20 protein-coding genes are annotated in these 17293 nt (G+C 36.7%); 8 read left to right on the forward strand and 12 right to left on the reverse strand.

The genetic code is table 11. The annotated features are described in order from the left end of the window. Nucleotides 1-298: 298 nt before the first annotated feature. Nucleotides 299-703: a type II toxin-antitoxin system HicB family antitoxin gene (locus tag J3U64_RS00725; RefSeq protein ID WP_267407967.1), complete on the reverse strand. Its 405-nt coding sequence runs from the start codon at nucleotides 701-703 to the stop codon at nucleotides 299-301. 561 nt (nucleotides 704-1264) lie between these two features. Between J3U64_RS00725 and J3U64_RS00730 the strand changes: the two genes are divergently transcribed. After that, entirely contained in the window at nucleotides 1265-2302 is a 1038-nt protein-coding gene (locus tag J3U64_RS00730; RefSeq protein WP_267407968.1) for a DNA cytosine methyltransferase, read from the forward strand. 50 nt (nucleotides 2303-2352) lie between these two features. Beyond that, nucleotides 2353-2754 (forward strand): hypothetical protein, encoded by a 402-nt coding sequence (locus J3U64_RS00735; protein ID WP_267407969.1) that lies wholly within the window; start codon nucleotides 2353-2355, stop codon nucleotides 2752-2754. 417 nt (nucleotides 2755-3171) lie between these two features. On the opposite strand, the gene J3U64_RS00740 is transcribed toward J3U64_RS00735, so the two are convergent. From J3U64_RS00740 to J3U64_RS00755, 4 genes are all read right to left on the reverse strand, one after another. Continuing rightward, the gene (locus tag J3U64_RS00740; RefSeq protein WP_267407970.1) at nucleotides 3172-3708 is read right to left on the reverse strand and encodes a hypothetical protein; all 537 of its coding nucleotides are present in this window, start codon (nucleotides 3706-3708) and stop codon (nucleotides 3172-3174) included. Further along, entirely contained in the window at nucleotides 3705-3974 is a 270-nt protein-coding gene (mobC, locus tag J3U64_RS00745; RefSeq protein WP_267407971.1) for a plasmid mobilization relaxosome protein MobC, read from the reverse strand. Before mobC ends, J3U64_RS00740 begins: the two co-directional genes overlap by 4 nt. A gap of 482 nt (nucleotides 3975-4456) precedes the next feature. After that, entirely contained in the window at nucleotides 4457-4624 is a 168-nt protein-coding gene (locus J3U64_RS00750) for a hypothetical protein (protein WP_267407972.1), read from the reverse strand. Further along, entirely contained in the window at nucleotides 4617-4853 is a 237-nt protein-coding gene (locus J3U64_RS00755; protein WP_267407973.1) for a hypothetical protein, read from the reverse strand. Before J3U64_RS00755 ends, J3U64_RS00750 begins: the two co-directional genes overlap by 8 nt. Nucleotides 4854-5006: 153 nt before the next feature. Here J3U64_RS00755 and J3U64_RS00760 point away from each other — a divergent pair, with 153 nt between their 5' ends. From J3U64_RS00760 to polA, 5 genes are all read left to right on the forward strand, one after another. After that, nucleotides 5007-5993, forward strand: coding sequence for an SHOCT domain-containing protein (locus tag J3U64_RS00760; RefSeq protein ID WP_267407974.1), 987 nt, complete (start codon nucleotides 5007-5009; stop codon nucleotides 5991-5993). Nucleotides 5994-6158: 165 nt separating this feature from the next. Further along, the gene (locus J3U64_RS00765) at nucleotides 6159-6689 is read left to right on the forward strand and encodes an inorganic diphosphatase (RefSeq protein WP_100156981.1); all 531 of its coding nucleotides are present in this window, start codon (nucleotides 6159-6161) and stop codon (nucleotides 6687-6689) included. Nucleotides 6690-6793: 104 nt separating this feature from the next. Next, on the forward strand, nucleotides 6794-7312 hold the full coding sequence (locus tag J3U64_RS00770; protein WP_267407975.1) for a type VI secretion system amidase effector protein Tae4: 519 nt from the start codon (nucleotides 6794-6796) through the stop codon (nucleotides 7310-7312). Further along, nucleotides 7309-7728: a type VI secretion system amidase immunity protein Tai4 gene (locus tag J3U64_RS00775; protein WP_267407976.1), complete on the forward strand. Its 420-nt coding sequence runs from the start codon at nucleotides 7309-7311 to the stop codon at nucleotides 7726-7728. Before J3U64_RS00770 ends, J3U64_RS00775 begins: the two co-directional genes overlap by 4 nt. 303 nt (nucleotides 7729-8031) lie before the next feature. Next, entirely contained in the window at nucleotides 8032-10827 is a 2796-nt protein-coding gene (gene polA / locus J3U64_RS00780; protein WP_267407977.1) for a DNA polymerase I, read from the forward strand. 178 nt (nucleotides 10828-11005) lie between these two features. Here polA and rpe read toward each other — a convergent pair whose 3' ends face one another. Next, on the reverse strand, nucleotides 11006-11701 hold the full coding sequence (gene rpe / locus J3U64_RS00785; protein ID WP_267407978.1) for a ribulose-phosphate 3-epimerase: 696 nt from the start codon (nucleotides 11699-11701) through the stop codon (nucleotides 11006-11008). 115 nt (nucleotides 11702-11816) lie between these two features. Here rpe and J3U64_RS00790 point away from each other — a divergent pair, with 115 nt between their 5' ends. Further along, nucleotides 11817-12218 (forward strand): Spy/CpxP family protein refolding chaperone, encoded by a 402-nt coding sequence (locus J3U64_RS00790; protein WP_100140178.1) that lies wholly within the window; start codon nucleotides 11817-11819, stop codon nucleotides 12216-12218. 109 nt (nucleotides 12219-12327) lie between these two features. Here J3U64_RS00790 and J3U64_RS09935 read toward each other — a convergent pair whose 3' ends face one another. From J3U64_RS09935 to dnaB, 6 genes are all read right to left on the reverse strand, one after another. Beyond that, nucleotides 12328-12783: a type IV pilin protein gene (locus tag J3U64_RS09935; protein ID WP_100140177.1), complete on the reverse strand. Its 456-nt coding sequence runs from the start codon at nucleotides 12781-12783 to the stop codon at nucleotides 12328-12330. Between the two features lie 32 nt (nucleotides 12784-12815). Next, a complete protein-coding gene (locus J3U64_RS00800; protein ID WP_180296723.1) occupies nucleotides 12816-13430 on the reverse strand; it encodes a pilus assembly PilX family protein in 615 nt (204 codons plus the stop codon). 36 nt (nucleotides 13431-13466) lie between these two features. Beyond that, a complete protein-coding gene (locus J3U64_RS00805; RefSeq protein WP_267407979.1) occupies nucleotides 13467-14408 on the reverse strand; it encodes a PilW family protein in 942 nt (313 codons plus the stop codon). Further along, nucleotides 14408-14884, reverse strand: coding sequence for a type IV pilus modification PilV family protein (locus J3U64_RS00810; protein ID WP_267407980.1), 477 nt, complete (start codon nucleotides 14882-14884; stop codon nucleotides 14408-14410). Before J3U64_RS00810 ends, J3U64_RS00805 begins: the two co-directional genes overlap by 1 nt. A 33-nt stretch (nucleotides 14885-14917) precedes the next feature. Further along, nucleotides 14918-15628 (reverse strand): GspH/FimT family pseudopilin, encoded by a 711-nt coding sequence (locus J3U64_RS00815; RefSeq protein WP_267390284.1) that lies wholly within the window; start codon nucleotides 15626-15628, stop codon nucleotides 14918-14920. Between the two features lie 105 nt (nucleotides 15629-15733). Continuing rightward, entirely contained in the window at nucleotides 15734-17125 is a 1392-nt protein-coding gene (gene dnaB, locus J3U64_RS00820) for a replicative DNA helicase (RefSeq protein ID WP_100140173.1), read from the reverse strand. Nucleotides 17126-17293: the final 168 nt, after the last annotated feature.

Here is a 17293-nt window from a genome sequence, read left to right on the forward strand (position 1 = left end):
AGAAATTTTAAATATTTATTCTATAAATATTCGATAAATTTTCTATATCATTTCAATAATGTTATTTTCAGCATATGGCCCCACCCTGAAAATCAAAAAGTTTTTCAATAAAGAAACGGTTTTTAAACTAAAGGCGCGGGATAGGCAATCACCGGTAAAGCGGGGCGGTTTGCCAGATTCAGCTTACGCTGAAACGCCTACGGCTAAATAAAAAAGCCAGCTTGATTGCTGGCTTCTTATTATCAGGAAATACCTGTTTGAACGTGGTACTAAGCTAACTAAAATCGCAGTACTATGATTAAAAAAGATGGTTAATTCTATCCAGTGCCGCTTTGGCTAGAAAATTGGAACGGTTGTCATGGGTTAATAATACATATCGTTCAACCTTATCCAGAATATATTTTGGCCAGCTTACAATAAAGCGTTCTGGTTTAAGGGTTAAATGATCAATATTCACCTCAACACCAAACCATTGTGCTCCGGCATAATCCGAGTTATTAATAAGGTTATCCAAAGGTATCTGCTCAATTACAGGCTCTTCACCATCTTCAAAAATACTTTCAAGATGGAATTCGATGGCTTCTTTAGTATTGGTAATCGCTGCTTCAAGGGTGTCACCATATGAGAAGCAACCAGGTAGGGCTGGCACGGTTACACCATAACTAGTGTTACCATCTTTCTGGATTGCGATATATAGAAACATTTGATCCTTTCAGTTGATTTTGAGATTAGCCTTATTAAAGACCAGCTTGTTTCAGAATATTCTTTACGGTCCCAAACGGTAAATCTTTTTTTTTGTTAAATGCTTGATTGGTAGTGGCTACCTTTAACTGCAACTTCATACTACCCGTTTTCTTTAAGCATTTAATAAGTTTTGAGCTAAGCATATTTCCTTTCTTTGGTGTGTGTATTTTTAAACATCAAATATAAAAAGTAAACGATGTTGTAACATATAGGGTGATTTATAGTAGGTTTGAAAGTTGCTCAAATACAGTTAGTGATATGAGAAAATTTATGGGAGAGAATACTAAGAAAACGGACCGACTAGTATCATAGTAGTTAAATTGATATCACTTCAAATCACAAAATAGTACATTATTGAATTATTCTAAAATTGAAATAAATCATTAAATGTTTTATTTAGCTGATTATATTTATCCATATTTTTGCATCGATACCTAGTATAATGTACAACATCATCAATCTATTGCTTTGTTTTATATGAATCAATATGTTATGGTATTTTATAGTTCAAAGGTATAAAATGGTAAAAGAATTAAATTTTCTTGATCTGTTTGCAGGAGCGGGAGGGTTATCAGAAGGGTTTATTCAAGCGGGTTTTAAACCTGTGGCTCATGTTGAATCTGATAAAGCCGCATGTTTCACTCTTTTGACAAGAATGGCATATCATTGGTTAAAAAGCTGTTTAAATCTAGATTTATATATAGATTATCTAACTGGAAAAATAGATCGTTGCAGTTTTTATGAAAAAATACCGAATAACATTAAAGAATCGATAATTAACCAAGAAATTTCGGATATATCCTTGAATGATATATTTTCAAACATTGATTATTTGTTGGGAGATACTACTTTAGATCTCATTATCGGAGGACCTCCTTGCCAAGCATACTCATTGGTGGGTAGGTCTTGTGATACCAATAAAATGCTTGGAGATAAACGAAATTATCTATACATATTCTATGCAGAATTTTTAAAACGTTATAAACCGAAATATTTTGTGTTTGAAAATGTAACAGGACTTCTTTCTGCAAAAGATAAAGAAGGAAAATATTACTTAAATGAGATGCAAAAATTATTTAAAAGTTGCGGGTATGAAACTGAATATCGTGTATTAAATGCGAGCGATTATGGCGCACTACAGGCTAGAAAACGTATAATTTTAGTTGGTAGAAAAGGTAATAAAACTGGTTTTTATCCAGAACTAGAACGGCATTGTGCAAAAGTTTTCGTCAATGAAATATTTAAAGATTTACCTACCATCAAAGCCGGTGAAGGTAGTGTCAATATGTGCCAAATGCAAAATTATTTAGGAACGTGGTTGTACGAATCTGGTATTAAAAATGACGAAATACCTGTAACTTGGCATATAGCACGGCCAATAAATAGTTTAGATGCTAAAATTTACAAAATAGCGGCTAATCTATGGGAAAATCAACAACAGCGATTGGAATACAATAGTTTGCCAGATTCTCTATCCATTATCTGTATCATGTTGATAATTTTTGTTATCCAGAGGAAATGTATCTATATCTGCATTCGCCAATACTTCAAAATATAAATACTGGATGTATTTTAACGGAGAAGTCCACAAATAAATTATATATAGTAATGAATCCTGAATGTGATCTAGTAGAACGAGAAAATGGAAAATGTAACACTGATAGGGTTCTATTAGCTGCGATCCAAAAGATCGAAGAAGTTGAAGGATTTCAGAATATTGACTTTGATTGTGAAAATAAACTTTTAAAAAAAGATAAGAATAATTTGGATAACATTCGAAGAAACAAAAAGAATTGCTATCACTGGTTACCTAAAACTAAATATTATACTTATGGAGCGGTGGTAAACTTTAAATGGCTTCATACATATACTGAAGAGGAGTTAGATGCCCAATTTCAGAAGCCTGTGATTCAAGTTTCTAGCCCTTTTTTGAAAGATATAATTTGTAGATTTTCATCTTATTATGCAAGACAGGGACAGCCTGATATAAATTACCAAGAATTAGAATAAAGAGTATTACAATAAGATTACATAATTAAGAGAGATTGGTGAACACATACACAATGTGTTCACTTTAATTGATCAGCGTTCAATATCAGTTATTAACTCTTTAGCAATGAGACCATATTCTTTAACAATAATCCCTCTGGTTTGCATGGCTTCTTTCAAAAAAGATGCTTTGGCCGTTTGTTTTTAGATAATGCTTCAATTAATGCTTTAGCCTGCTCTTTGTGAACTTTGCCTGCATAACCACGTTTTTATATGGAACGCAGTACAAAATTTTCTCCTTTTCTGGTTACACCACGATGCTGTCTTCGAGTAGCTGCGCATGGTAGCCTAGTTCGCGCATCTTTTCAGCAAATCGCAGCCGCCATTCGAACAGATCATTTTTACAGGAATTAAGCCTTTGGCCAAACTCATCACGTATCAGTACGCACAGGTGTACATGTGGGTGAGTCGATTCATCAGGGCGTTCACTGTCTGTATGCAACGCAAACACGTACTGGTGACCCTAAAACTGTTCGGCGGCCTCTCACTTGATGCATTCTTTACGACCTGTGGCGGCATTCCTGCGGGCATTGAAAGCACAATATTAAATGCTTCGCAGCTTTTCTCATTTTCTGGTATGCCAAGTTTTTGCCAGTCTTTTGTTTGGTTACGCAATGCTTTCTTGCCATTCAGCTTTTCGCCGTCCTGATTTTCAACCTCTACCTCACCGTTACGGCTGATGTAATCAAGATGATTGCGTATGCCTTTCAGGCCGTTACTGGCATTACTTTTGCGTCGTGTTATCTTTACTATCACTTCAGGCTGTTTCAGAGCAGCTGTGCGTAAATTGGCCAAACCGTAGCTTGGTCTAAGTGGTGGGGATTTCTTGCGGACAAGCAAAAAACCGCCAGAATCTTTTGTTCTGTCAGCTCGTGTTTTATAGGCTAACAACCAATCAACAATTGACTTGTTCATTCAAACCTCATGTTGCTGGCCTGCATCACTTCCTGTACTACTTTTGTATGTTTGTCAATAATGGTGCGCAGCTGGCGGATTTCCTCTGTGATAATACCACCTGATTCGCCAGCATTCAGATGGCGGGCAATCTGATTAAGGTTTCGGCCAATTCGCAGCAGCTGGTAATTGGACTGATACAGAGCCTGGACTTCGCTGTTAGACAGGGCAGGTTGGCCTGTGATGTGATAGTTGATGATGTCCACGGCCAAAGCGTTGGCTGTCATCAATTGTTGCTCAGCTGAGGTGCGTAAATATGTGTTCTGGTGATGGTTGAGTTGCAATTCCAGCCGGTACTTTTAGCATTGTTTGCCGGTATCATCGCTCTTACGGATAACAGGTGATGGGTTATCCAGTTCTTTCAGTAAAAGGTGCTTGACCAGTCCGGATATACTGGGCTTACCCAGTTTAGCCAGTGCAACGTCCTTCAGTTTTTTCTTTACATCTTCGGTTAAGCCTCAGATTCTAGGCTGGCTCATGGTCAGTTCTCCTAGCGTTCATATTCTTTCAAAATACCTTTGTCCTGTGGGTATTCGACATTGATGCCTGCTGCTTTGATTTACTGTTTATAGAAATTAGTTAAGGCTTCTGCTTTCAGGTTGTCTGGTAACTTTTTCAGCACTTTTTCGACCGCATACAACCGTATCTGGCGGTGGTGATGCTCAGTTTTGGACAGTAGGGAGTTTTGGCTCAGATAGATTTCTTTGGCTTAGTTTAGTAGTTCTTCTTCCGGCGTTAATTTATTTTGTACCGTTTCAGGAGTGATCTGCTGCTGTTGCTGAAAGCTGAGGACATATTTCTGTATTTTCTGAGCATCGCGGCAGGCATGAAGAATTTCTGTAGGGTCTTTTTCCAGAACACTTACCCAGTTATTCACGTAAGTTGCATGGCGTTTTACGGTTTACCTGTTTTTCAGTTTGGCCAATTATCTGGCCATTCTGGTCACGTTCAGGAATCTGGATTGTAACCGCTTGCTGTCGCTGCCTTTCCAGTTTGATGCTGTCACCAATTTTTGCTCCTGCCTGATTGATAGATTCTGCCAGGCCAGTGCCCCATACGGTGCGTTCTCGGCCATTTTTCCAGAGTAACGTAATAGTATTACCCAAAAATTACCAAAATGAAAATTGTGTATTTTCATCCAATATAACAACAACCTCTAAGCTAAATTTATTTGCTGAAAACGAGTATAAAAGCTTGCAACAAATATATCTTTACTTTATGTTATTAACAATCACATAAATTTTTTACAGGGGTAGGGTATGGATAAATCTTCTCTTACAGAGGAACTAGAAGCATTATTTAAACTATTTGAAAAAGGCGCGATAACAAAAGAAGAGTATGAAGCTCAGAAAGCCATACTTCTATCATCTAAAGCCAAAACTTCGCCTTCCGAAGAAGCAGATGAGAATCAGGAATCTGTTCCGATATTTATAGAGGAACCATATCAAAAACAAAACGAACCAGCACACAGTAATAGTGTAAAAATAATTTTAATCATCATTATCGGACTTATTATTATAGTAGCTATGTATTTCATTTTTGCTGGTAACAAAAAAGACCTGCAACCCAACAATGGTTCCGGAACATTGTCTGCAAGCGCAGCAAGTGAAAGCATTACCGTAAATGCGCAGCAAACGAGTAATACTGCGGATAAAAATCTGGAAGACGACTCCGATAGTACTGGCCTAAATCTGAATACCAAGACGCCGGAAGAATTAAATCAGCTTTTGAATAAATTCCAGCAGGATCGTGCAAAAGCATTAGCTAATCTACGCAATATATGGTCGAATCTTGATCCGGATTTTAAAGCGACTATACAACAAGAACAAAAAGACTGGGATAACACAGCATTAACCACTTCGTGCTCGCTAACCGGCTATCATACAATACTGGCTCAACAGGTTGCCAACCAATATTGTGAATCCGTCATGCTGAATAATCGTGCTAAAGAGTTGCTGGATGAGCAGGCATCAAATCTGACAGATATAAAACAAGAAAAAGCAGCTCAAATGGATGCAAAAGCATCCGATGCACTTAAAAGAGTAAATATTACTTGGTCAACCATACCTGACGATATTCAGCAGAACCTCAATCAGACATATGAACAGTGGTCAGATGAAATCAATAAATATTGCATTTCCAGACCGACAGCTAAAAACCTCATTGAAACTCAGATAAATTATGATAATTGTATTATCAATAAATCTGAAAATAAAATCAAAGAATTAAATGGTTACAAGATTTAGTAATGATACAGAAAGTCAGATTTGAGAAATACTGGCTTTCTTACTTTAATCTGAAATAAAACAAAATATCAATGAAAACTAACATTTTATCCAATAAAATATGGGCAAACAAAAATCCATTGTTTACAATACCGCCACTCAAAACTATTGCAGGACATTTATATCATGGCAGATTTCAATAAAATTCTCGATGCCGGTAATGTAGACGGCGGTATTATCAACGTAGTTGTAGAAATTCCAGCAGGTTCAAATCATAAAATAGAGTGGGACCGCAAACTTGGTGCTATGAAACTTGATCGGGTGGAACCCGTGATATTCGCCAAACCCACCAATTATGGTTTTATTCCGCAAACTCTCGATGAAGATGGTGATGAGTTGGATGCCTTAATTATCACTGATCAGCCTTTGAGTACGGGAATTTATCTGGAAGCAAGAATTATTGGTGTTATGAAATTCGTAGATGATGGAGAAGTTGATGACAAAATTGTCGTAGTTCCGGCTGATGACCGTAATAATGGCAACAATGTTCAAACATTAGCAGACTTGCCAGCACAATTAATCAAACAGATTGAATTTCATTTCAACCATTATAAAGATTTGAAAAAGGCAGGTACCACACAGGTAACACACTGGGGTGACATCGACGAAGCTAAATCAGTCATACGCGAATCGCAAGAGCGCTGGCAGAATCAATAATCAGAAAAATAAATCCTATCAAAAGATCTGCTGCAAAATTTTATATTTATAAAAATTTTGCAGCAACTATATTAAATAAGTTTAAATATATAAAAGGGTTTTATATGAGAGTTACACATGGAATAAAACCGCTTTTTGCCAATGCATGGGCTGCGTCACAAAAAATTTTTAATAAAAATGATTCAGAAACCGAGCGTTTAAACAGAGTAGCTAATGTCATAGGCGGTCGTGTAGCAGATAATATTAATAATCCAGATTCATCCACTAAATGGGTGAATACTTGTGCAGTTCGGATGAGTTATATTTTGAATTATTCTGGATTAAAAATAAAACCTAACGGCAAGCTTACAGTTTCAGGAAGTGATAAAAACTGGTATTACTATCGAGTAACTAATTTAATTAGCTTTCTTATATCAGAATGGGGTAAACCCGAATCTATTAAATATCCAGCAGTAATAGGAAGAAAAGGCATTATATTATTTCAAGTTTCAGGATGGTCTAATGCAAATGGCCACGCCACACTATTTGATGGTAACTCATGTTATGATCACTGTTATTTTAGTGAAAATGAGCCTGAAAAGGGATATGTAACACTTCAAGCCAATTTTTGGGAACTGAAATGAAAAAATTTAAATTGCAAATAATATCCAGCTGCTCCATATTATTGCCATTGATTAGCCAAGCATCAACTCCCGAGGCAGTGAACCGTACCTTTATAGAGAATTATAAGGATATGGTTTTTGCATCTTGTATCACCAAAGCATACAAAGGAAACAAAGATGTAGAAAAAGATACAGGCAGCAGTGTAAGTGCACTAAAAGACTGGATTGATTACGACATTGATAAAAGTATAGATAAAGAAATTGTACTAATTAATTCTTATTTATCCCGTAATTATTTTAATCCACTGGCTGAGCAGGAAGTTAAAGGAATAAAATTTGATTTTCTAAAATGTTTGGATCTTTACCATAGCAAAGACCTAGAGACACTTGCCAGAAAAGTAATTTCAAATCCGAATGAAAAGGTGACTAAAGATTGAAAAGCAGAAGATAGACACAAACAGAATCAATACTAAAATTTAACATAATATATATTATGCGAAATATACAAATTATAAATCAATATAAAATATTATTATTTATCGCATGTAGCACTTACATATCTGCGAATTCATAACTACGCAAACATACTTTACCCAGTAAGCCAATTGTTTAAATTACGAACCATATTTTTTATCGTAAAATACAGATATGCTCTGCAATATACTACTGACACAGACAGGCTATAAGAACTGAATGAGTTTGAAAGTTTCTGGGCTAAATTTGATAATTCTGGAATTACAATGCAAAAAAAATTATTACTGGTTGACGGTTCATCTTATTTATACCGCGCATTTCATGCTTTAGCACCTTTAACCAGTCCTACAGGAATGCCCACGGGGGCATTATACGGTGTACTGAATATGCTCAGACGCCTGCGCATGGATACAGCACATGATTATGCCTGTTGCGTATTTGATGCAAAGGGCGAAAATTTTCGCCATCAGATGTATCCAGAATACAAAGCCAACCGTCCCCCCATGCCTGAAGATTTAAGGCCACAGGCTGAGGCTTTACCAGAACTAGTCAAATTGATGGGATGGCCTGTATTATCTGTTAGCGGTGTAGAAGCAGATGATGTTATAGGTACATTATCCTGCATGGCACAACAGGCTGGATACGAAGTAATTATTTCCACAGGCGACAAAGACATGGCTCAGCTGGTAAATAATCAGGTGACTCTAGTCAATACCATGAGCAATGAAAAGCTTGATATCACAGGTGTAATAGAAAAATTTGGTGTTAAGCCTGAACAAATTATTGATTATCTAAGTTTAATTGGAGATAAGGTCGATAATGTGCCAGGTGTTGATAAATGCGGGCCAAAAACAGCTGTAAAATGGTTAAAGGAATATGAAACCTTGCAGAATATCATCCAGCACGCCAACGATATTAAAGGTAAAGTTGGAGAAAACTTACGCCATGCAATACCTAAACTTCCCCTTTCTTACCAGCTAATCACAATTAAAACAGATGTAAACCTGCAAGATGTATTACCACGCGGACTAGAAGATTTAAAACGTCAGAAGCCAAATTGGCATGAATTGATACCAAACTTTCAAAAACTTGGCTTCAAAAATTGGTTAAAAGAAGCGCAAACGCATCTGGATGAACATCACTTAAGTGATTCTAAAGAGCTAACAGGAGATATGTTTGCCGAATCAGAAATCATTAAAAACTCTGGTACAGACAATAATACAATTAGCACTGAAACGGATTATTTAAGGAACATTCCTAAACAATATTCAGCAATTACAACAAATGAACAATTAACAGAATTAAAAACACAGTTAGAAAACGCCCATACCATCGCTCTGGATACTGAGACCGATAATCTAGACGCCATGAAAGCTAATCTAGTAGGTATCAGCATCGCTTTAGAACCAGGTAAAGCCTTTTATATTCCTGTAGGTCACACCCCTACTGCTGTTAATGAACAGCTACCTTTAGAAACGGTATTAAACTGTTTGAAGCCTTATCTAGAATCAAATGAGCTTGGCAAAATCGGTCAAAATATTAAATATGACCAACACGTATTAGCCAATTATAACATCGGCCTAAATGGTATTATTGGCGACTCTATGCTTGCTTCTTATATTGTCGAAAGCCACCTTGGCCATAGTCTGGACGAGCTAGCACTCCGGCATCTAAACTGGCAGACTATTAAATATGAAGATTTATGTGGTAAAGGCGCCAAGCAAATTTGTTTCTCCGATGTGCCTCTGGATGAAGCTGTGAATTATGCTGCAGAAGATGCAGATGTGTCATTGCGTTTAGAAATTTTACTCCGGCAGCAAATGAATTCAGCTCAGCTAGAGCTTTACCATCATCTAGAAATTCCAATTGAGCGCATATTATTTCTCATGGAACGTACTGGAGTATTAATTGATCGACAAGAATTAACACAACAGAGCCACGAGCTAGGCAATCAGCTAATCAAACTTGAAGAACAGGCATATCAGCTGGCAGGCCAACCATTTAATTTAAATTCCCCCAAACAACTGCAGGCCATTCTATTTGATAAAATGGGTATCCCAACTGCGGGACTTAAAAAAACATCATCTGGTGCAATTTCAACCAATGAAGCTGTGCTTGAGAAACTGGCAACGGATTATCCCCTCCCCAAGCTCATTCTACAGACACGAACACTGGCAAAACTGAAATCCACATACACCGACAAACTCCCTCAGCTGATAAATTCAGACACTGGGCGTGTACATACTACCTACGCGCAAGCCGTAGCCATCACAGGTCGACTGGCTAGTAACAACCCAAATCTGCAAAATATACCTGTCCGCACAGAAGAAGGCCGCCGAATCCGCAAAAGTTTCATCGCCCCACCCGACCAGCTAATCGTTTCTGCCGACTACTCTCAGATAGAACTACGTATCATGGCACATCTTTCAAAAGATGCCACTCTGATTGATGCCTTCCAAAATAATGAAGACATCCATAAACGCACAGCAGCCGAAATTTTTTCTACTTCGCAAAATGAAATAACAGCTGAACAACGTCGGTATGCTAAAACGATTAATTTCGGACTGATTTATGGTATGAGCGAATATGGTTTGGCGAAATCATTAGGAATCGAATTGCAAGCAGCTCAACATTTCATATCACGCTACTTTAGTCGTTATCCAGGTGTGCATGAATATATGGAAAAAACTAAAGAACAGGCATTCCAACACGGTTTTGTAGAAACTTTATTTGGTCGGCGCCTCTACTTACCTGGTTTAAAAAGCAGCAATGGTACAGAACGTGCTGGAGCTTTGAGAGCAGCCATCAATGCGCCAATGCAAGGAACTGCTTCTGATTTAATCAAGCGAGCTATGATTGCAGTGCAAGATTGGCTGGAACAACAAAATATGCAATCAAAACTCATTATGCAGGTACATGACGAATTGGTATTACAAGTAACAGAGTCAGAACTTTCCGATGTAATGCATCAATTACCAGAATTAATGTCAGCTGTTGCCAAATTAAGCGTTCCATTAATTGCTGATGTTGGCAGCGGACATAATTGGGAAGAAGCTCATTAAACAAGCATTTTGTAGAAATATTTCGATTGCATGAGAGTAAAAGCAGTCTGCTATTAAAGGACTGCTTTTTCATAACCTACTGAATATATAAAATTAAAATGTTAATAAACAAAATAACAATCATATAACAATACAAACATAAATTATTAACATGTAAATTAATGCGATTTAATTAGATTCAACCTTCTTTAGCTAATTGTTCACGCATTGCAGATATTTGTTTGCCATAATCCTCAAACCCAAATATAGCAGAACCAGCAACAAAAGTATCAGCCCCAGCTTTTGCTATTTCAGCAATATTATCTATCTTAACCCCCCCATCCACTTCAAGACGTATATAGCGTCCATTATTATTGGCATATGTATCAATTATAGAGCGAACTTGTCGAATTTTTTCTAAAGTCGAAGGAATAAAACTCTGACCACCAAATCCCGGATTCACAGACATCAGTAATATTACATCCAATTTGTCCATTACTTGCTCTAAAACATATACTGAAGTAGCAGGATTTAAAACCAACCCAGCCTTACATCCTGCTACTTTGATCAGAGATAAACTTCTGTCCACATGCTTAGTAGCTTCAGGATGAAAAGTGATAATATCTGCCCCAGCGTTAGCAAATGCATTGATCATATCGTCTACTGGCTCTACCATCAAATGCACATCTATAGGAACAGAAGCATAGGGTTTAATAGCCTGACAAACCATGGGTCCAAATGTCAGATTCGGTACATAATGATTATCCATTACATCAAAATGTATCCAGTCTGCACCTGCGTCAATAACGGCTTTTATTTCATTTCCCAGAAAAGCGAAGTTTGCAGACAATATACTGGGTGCAATAAAAAAATCAGGCTTTTTTAAGTTATTCATAAATAAAAGACTCCAAGTATATAATATTCTTTACGCAAGTTTACGGCCATTATATGTGCTTGACTGCTAATGAAGTATACTCATATTGTCCGATGGAAATTAAAGGGAGAACACAATGGTAGCACTTTGCTGGCAAAAAATAGTACGCTATTGTACCGGCATTGCACTATTCGCATTCACTTGCTCTACTTTTGCTTCTGGACAGGTTAATTGTGATGTCCGCAAGCTAGAACTAACACAAATGCAAAAAGCCAGACTTAGATTTATCAGAATGCAGTATAAACGAAATCAGGATACCAACTTACAACGCACTGCAAACAACAAACGTAAAAATGAACAATTAAATCAGATTCTGATGCAACCCAAATTTGATGAAGCTGACGCCAAACGCTATGTTTTAAACCATTATATGCCGCGGATGCAGCAAGACGTAGATGAATTAAAAGTTCAACATGAATTTTTACAGGTTTTAAATCGGCAACAACGTCTTAACTGGATAAATAACTGTTTGCGCTGAAATTATAAATATACATTTGTTTAAATATCAATAGTAAGAATATATCTGAGATATTTATTGTTATCCATTAATATATTAGTATTAAAAAAATTTTAGCATTCGCTTTTAATTATTGTTTTTTACATTCAGGGCTTCCAGATGGATCACTTATATTACTGACGTCTTTATTATCACAAATATAAGTACTTGAATCACTGCTCATCCAAATGGATTTTTTTAAATTTATTCCCCCTTTTGGTTCAGCATATAGATGAAAATCACTGCAATTATCGGTACTATCACAAACTCCGGCTATTGTATATTTCCTATCCACGTTAGTATTTTTACCAACATGATTTTTAATTGCTTCGTCTATATTTGACTTTTGTATATTACTATTAAACAAACTCAGTTTTTGCTGGGCAACATCCTGATTGATTATAATCAATGTAGAAGTAGCATCTGCTAAATCTGCTTTTTCTATATAGTTATCATAGGCTGGTAAAGCAAAAGCTACCAGTATTCCCATAACAGCTACTGCGATAATAAGTTCTATTAAAGTAAAACCATTATTATATTTTCTCATGCATCTGCACCAATTATAAAGTTTATATCTTATCAAAAATCATATAAAGATGCCTGAATGGTTTCCTCAACAATGCTAGTAGTGCTATCATTTTTTCCCCAACCTTTGGCCGTAATTCTAAATAAATATATACCAACACCTGCATTTTTATCGGGTCCCAGATATTCAATGACATATCTAGATTTTACGTCTTGATTTTGTGGTGAGGAAGGAGTGGTATTATCTGGTTGAACTTTGGTTGATGGATCTTTATTGTCTTTGCCATCTACATTTGAAAAAACATTTGATCGTTTCCAAACATCCGGCAATTCACCGCAATTCTTTTCAACAGCAGCTAAAACACTTAATACTGCGGCTGCATCAATCCCATTAGCTGCACATAATCCATCTTTACAATCACATGAAAATATTTGTTGTGTTTTCAAACCTGGCCATTTGCTAATTCTATCTTCTGCTGCTTTCAAACCAATCTGAGCATTTTGAAGAGCAAGCTGATGATCGCTATCATTAGCACTGGTTCGAGTATCCATTGATGTGCTTTGCATCGTAGCTACAACCAGAAATGCAATAACAATCATCATTATCAGAACTAGAAATAATGCAAATCCAGACTGTCTGGTTTGTAAGGATCTATAATCGATTTTCATGTCGGATGTCATATTCCAGAATAGTTTATCTGTAAATTATTTACCACTTGTACAAACTTCACCCTGTCTAACACTTGCATTGATTTCATAATCTATTTCAGTATTATTTGTACTTGTGCTTGTCAAATTCGGATTTACACTAAGTGTAGTTTTAATCATTACCGGAGGGTGCAAAAAATCCAAATCCAAATCTTGTTTATGGCTAATATTTGGTTCTAACGGCTTCATTTGTCCTGCTTCAGATGCACTTGAAGCAGCTGAAGCCTCCGAAGCTTTGTGAATAAGTGGACATTCTGAATCTTTATGTGCATCATAATAAAAATCATATTTGGCTTTTACGACATTACTCACGATCAACTCTGGAGCACTCCACATTTGATTAATGTAATTTATACGATAAAAACCGGGCTTAGAATCAAAAACTGTCGTCCCTACCAAATAAACAACCCCACTTACAGCTTCACCAAGTTTTTCATGCTCACCCAGTTTTTTAATGTCAGTATTGCATTGGCTAGCAAGAATATTATTGGCTAATTTATCATTTATAAACGTAAGTACTAAAGGTTTGCTTCCTGCTACAGGTGTGACACCAATATCTTTAGTGAATGTAGTAGATAAATATTGTTTATTATTAGAGTTGGTGAATGCTCCAGAAAAAATGTCATTTAATTCATTAATATCAGGGGGATTCATACAGCTAAAATTAGCTAGCTGACGCATATCACTTCGTATAACATTCGAAGCATTACGAACATCTTGTTCATAATTTATCCGTGTCTTAACCTGCTCTTTTAATTTATAAGTTGCTAGAAAGGTTGAGCTTGCTGCTAGTAACACAATAATACTGATTGCCGTTGCCACCATGAGTTCAACCAAGCTGAACCCTTGCTGTCTGACTAGAAAATTCTTTGGTTGAGGCTCTATATGGGATTTTCTCATCAGTACAATCCTAATATTTTTATTTAATGTTTTTTTCATTATTGGCCTGCAGTCAGAGTATACGAAAAGCTATTATTATTAACATTATTATTCTTATCGTTTTTGTCCAGTGCCTGACCACTCCAAGAAACATCTATTTTACCATTTCGAATAGTACAGGAAGTTATTTGTGCATTAGTTAAATGAATATTTAAACGATTATCACAGTTGTCATCATCAAAATTTGAATAATCTTTAGCTATATATAATATTTTATTTTTATTTTCATCTAATTTTTCTTTAAGGGAAATTCTGGCTTCTGAATTCATTAGTTCGATATAATTTTGCACTGCTCTTGTTACTTCTCCTTGGTTTGCAGCATTAATTGAAGTATGCACCGCTGTAATCTGAGCCAGCATCAATGCCAATACACCAAATGACAATACAAACATAGCCACAATTGCTTCTACAATTGTAGAACCATTTTGTTTCTTTAATTTATGTAATGAATATACAACTGAATGGCATTGATTCATAAACTTATCCAAATATTTTCATATTAATCATTTTTAGTTAAATAATTGAGAAGTACAAATCTGAGTATTTGAAACCGAATCATTCCCAGATTTTCCATAACAGGCAATCGGCTTACCGCTTGGTGTTATTATGATTCGTCTTTTAATGTCTTCATATTTAGCATCAGTAACTTCTAACGCTACACTGGATTGCCCTATATCCCAATTAGATGAATTTTTGCCATTACCTAATCCAAACTGACCATTTGGCATGAAAGCTAGCATTTTGGATTCTGCAATTTCGTCTTTACAATCAGCCTTGCCATTTTTACACACACCCCAATGCATTTTAACTTTGATTTTATTTATATTATCATCATAATTCTGATTTAAAGCTACTGTGCGTACTGATGTATCTTTAGAGGCATTATACGCACCATCTAAATCATTATCACTGAACGCAATAAAACCTTGCCATTTTGTACCATTTTCATAATCGCCAAAATTTACACAAGTATTAGAAGTAGAAGTATTTTTTCTAATTAATGTGGGGCAGATTAAAACTGGAGTATTAGTACGTATAGCCTCAGCTCTGGCAAACTGAAACATTGCAAGTAATTGATCAGCACGGTTATAAGCTCGATGGGAAGCAACCAAATGATTCATAGCTGGTAAGGCTACAGCCGCAAGTATGGCTGTAATTGCTATAACGATTAACAGTTCTATCAAAGTAAAACCAGCATTGCTTGGTTTGGATGAAACCATAATTCAACCCTAAAAGTGCCCAAATTAAGTTAATATGGAATTATTTTCGTATAATTTTACAACATTTCACTGGTTTATGACTATTTTTCTGGCTTGAAAACTGAATTATTCATCAAAATAACCTTCAGGCATGGCCGCATTGTCAAATTTAGTAAACTGACCTTGAAATGTCAGATGCACTTTCCCTGTTGGACCATTACGGTGTTTACCGATAATACATTCTGCCAATCCCTTAAATTGGCTGTCTGGATGGTAGTATTCGTCACGATACATAAACATAATCAAATCAGCATCCTGCTCAATTGCACCTGATTCCCTTAAATCTGACATCATGGGTCGTTTATCTGTTCTCTGCTCAACTGTACGCGATAATTGTGACAATGCGATGATGGGTACCTGCAGCTCTTTAGCTAAGGACTTAAGAGAACGTGAAATTTCTCCTAATTCTGAAGCTCGGTTATCTGAGCGTCCAGAGCCGGACATTAATTGTAAGTAGTCAAGCACGATGAGACCCAATTTACCCCCTTGCTGTCTGGCAAGACGTCGCGCACGTGCACGTACTTCTAATGCAGTCAAACCTGGGGTTTCATCAATAAACATAGGAGCATCAGTAAGTTTAACTACTGCATCGTTAAGTTTACCCCAGTGTTCATCCTGCAACTGTCCGGTTTTAAGTACACTTTGGTCTACTCGCCCTACTGAACCAAGCATACGCAGAACCAGCTGTGCTCCACCCATTTCCATTGAAAAAACCGCAACCGGCAATTTTTCTGCTATAGCTACATGTTCTGCAATATTCAAAGAAAAGGCCGTTTTACCCATAGACGGGCGTCCGGCTACAATAATCAGATCCCCCGGCTGTAGGCCAGAAGTCATTTTATCCAGATCAATAAATCCAGTTGACACTCCAGTAACATCGTTTTTATTGTCCCGTGAATATAAATAATCAATCCTTGTAACAACTTCTTTCAATAACACCGGCATGGTTAAAAAACCCTGCTTCGACCGTGCGGTAGATTCTGCTATCTGAAATACACTATTTTCGGCTTCATCGAGCATCTGTGCAGCATCTTTACCCTGCGGACTATAGGCTGAGCGTGCTATCTGTGTCCCTACCTGTGCCAGCTGACGCATAATAGAACGCTCTCGAACTATCTCGCCATATCGGCGAATATTAGCTGCAGAAGGTGTATTCTGAGCTAATGTAATTAGGTACTCAAGGCCGCCAGCTGCATCCAGCTCTTCTCTTCGTTGCAGCTCTTCCTGCACGGTAATGACATCTGCAGGACGGGAAAGCTCAACCAGTGTTTTTATACCCTTAAATATAAGCCGATGTTCATGACGATAAAAATCATTTTCATCGATTACATCCGCAATTCGGTCCCAGGCACTGTTTTCCAACATTAAACCACCCAGAACAGACTGTTCAGCCTCCATTGAATGTGGTGGAACGGCCAGCTGACTGATTTCTTCGTTGTTTATATTGTTTTCTTCCATGTCTTCTTACTTTAATAACTTCTTTTTCAATTTTACCATTAAGACCATGCTTATTTGCCGCAGATGAGAGCAGTGTATTACAATATTAACGAACCATATAAAGGTTTAAGGTGAGTTAAACGTTCTATATATTTGCAAATAGATATCATTTGCCTGAACGATAGACGC

The sequence above is a fragment of the Snodgrassella sp. B3800 genome (genome assembly GCF_026535865.1).
In the GTDB taxonomy this organism is placed as follows: Bacteria; Pseudomonadota; Gammaproteobacteria; order Burkholderiales; family Neisseriaceae; genus Snodgrassella; species Snodgrassella alvi_E.

Excerpts from the sequence above, each read along its gene's own strand:
- J3U64_RS00790 (WP_100140178.1), top strand. The coding sequence starts at position 11,817 with ATGGTAGCACTTTGCTGGCAAAAAATAGTACGCTATTGTACCGGCATT.
- polA (WP_267407977.1), top strand. The coding sequence starts at position 8,032 with ATGCAAAAAAAATTATTACTGGTTGACGGTTCATCTTATTTATACCGC.
- J3U64_RS09935 (WP_100140177.1), bottom strand. The coding sequence starts at position 12,783 with ATGAGAAAATATAATAATGGTTTTACTTTAATAGAACTTATTATCGCA.
- rpe (WP_267407978.1), bottom strand. The coding sequence starts at position 11,701 with ATGAATAACTTAAAAAAGCCTGATTTTTTTATTGCACCCAGTATATTG.
- J3U64_RS00810 (WP_267407980.1), bottom strand. The coding sequence starts at position 14,884 with ATGAATCAATGCCATTCAGTTGTATATTCATTACATAAATTAAAGAAA.
- J3U64_RS00800 (WP_180296723.1), bottom strand. The coding sequence starts at position 13,430 with ATGAAAATCGATTATAGATCCTTACAAACCAGACAGTCTGGATTTGCA.
- J3U64_RS00740 (WP_267407970.1), bottom strand. The coding sequence starts at position 3,708 with ATGAACAAGTCAATTGTTGATTGGTTGTTAGCCTATAAAACACGAGCT.
- mobC (WP_267407971.1), bottom strand. The coding sequence starts at position 3,974 with ATGACAGCCAACGCTTTGGCCGTGGACATCATCAACTATCACATCACA.
- dnaB (WP_100140173.1), bottom strand. The coding sequence starts at position 17,125 with ATGGAAGAAAACAATATAAACAACGAAGAAATCAGTCAGCTGGCCGTT.
- J3U64_RS00725 (WP_267407967.1), bottom strand. The coding sequence starts at position 703 with ATGTTTCTATATATCGCAATCCAGAAAGATGGTAACACTAGTTATGGT.
- J3U64_RS00760 (WP_267407974.1), top strand. The coding sequence starts at position 5,007 with ATGGATAAATCTTCTCTTACAGAGGAACTAGAAGCATTATTTAAACTA.
- J3U64_RS00775 (WP_267407976.1), top strand. The coding sequence starts at position 7,309 with ATGAAAAAATTTAAATTGCAAATAATATCCAGCTGCTCCATATTATTG.
- J3U64_RS00805 (WP_267407979.1), bottom strand. The coding sequence starts at position 14,408 with ATGAAAAAAACATTAAATAAAAATATTAGGATTGTACTGATGAGAAAA.
- J3U64_RS00815 (WP_267390284.1), bottom strand. The coding sequence starts at position 15,628 with ATGGTTTCATCCAAACCAAGCAATGCTGGTTTTACTTTGATAGAACTG.
- J3U64_RS00735 (WP_267407969.1), top strand. The coding sequence starts at position 2,353 with ATGAATCCTGAATGTGATCTAGTAGAACGAGAAAATGGAAAATGTAAC.
- J3U64_RS00770 (WP_267407975.1), top strand. The coding sequence starts at position 6,794 with ATGAGAGTTACACATGGAATAAAACCGCTTTTTGCCAATGCATGGGCT.
- J3U64_RS00765 (WP_100156981.1), top strand. The coding sequence starts at position 6,159 with ATGGCAGATTTCAATAAAATTCTCGATGCCGGTAATGTAGACGGCGGT.
- J3U64_RS00730 (WP_267407968.1), top strand. The coding sequence starts at position 1,265 with ATGGTAAAAGAATTAAATTTTCTTGATCTGTTTGCAGGAGCGGGAGGG.